This is a genomic window from Agromyces binzhouensis, assembly GCF_004135055.1.
In the GTDB taxonomy this organism is placed as follows: domain Bacteria; phylum Actinomycetota; class Actinomycetes; order Actinomycetales; family Microbacteriaceae; genus Agromyces; species Agromyces binzhouensis.
Window position 1 is genome coordinate 1 of the sequence record NZ_SDPL01000834.1, and the last position, 509, is coordinate 509.

A 509-nucleotide genomic window follows, 5' to 3' on the forward strand; every position below is an offset into this window, starting at 1 on the left:
GGCCCGTCGCGAGCTCGTCACGCGCGTCGCGCATGACCTGCGCGTGCCGCTCGCCGGCATCCGCGCGCAGGCCGAGGCCCTGCAGGACGGGCTCGCGCCCGACCCCGACCGCTACCTCGCCCGCATCGCCTCGCAGGTCGACCGCCTCGACGCGCTCGTCGCCGACCTCTTCGCGGTCTCGCAGATCGACGCGGGCACCCTGCACCTGCGCACCGAGCGGCTGTCGCTGGCGGATGTCGCGAGCGACGCCGTCTCGGAGCTGCGCGGGCTCGCGGACGGCGCGGGCGTGCGGCTCGACCTCGTCGTCTCCCCGGACGCGTCGAGCACGGTCGAGGGCGACGCGCTGCAGCTCGGACGCGCCGTCGCGAACCTGCTCGCGAACGCGCTCCAGCACACCCCGTCGGGTGGGCGCATCGAGGTCACGGTCGACGGGGAGGGCGACGCGGTGCTCCTCACCGCCGACGCCGGTCTCGACCTGCGCGCCAACCCCGACAAGGACGCTCGCGGCG

1 protein-coding gene is annotated in these 509 nt (G+C 76.2%); it reads left to right on the forward strand.

Annotation, left to right across the window (positions count from 1 at the left end; all coding sequences use genetic code 11):
• A partial coding sequence (locus ESO86_RS18440; protein WP_277985263.1) for a sensor histidine kinase occupies positions 1–509 on the forward strand: 509 nt, incomplete at both ends.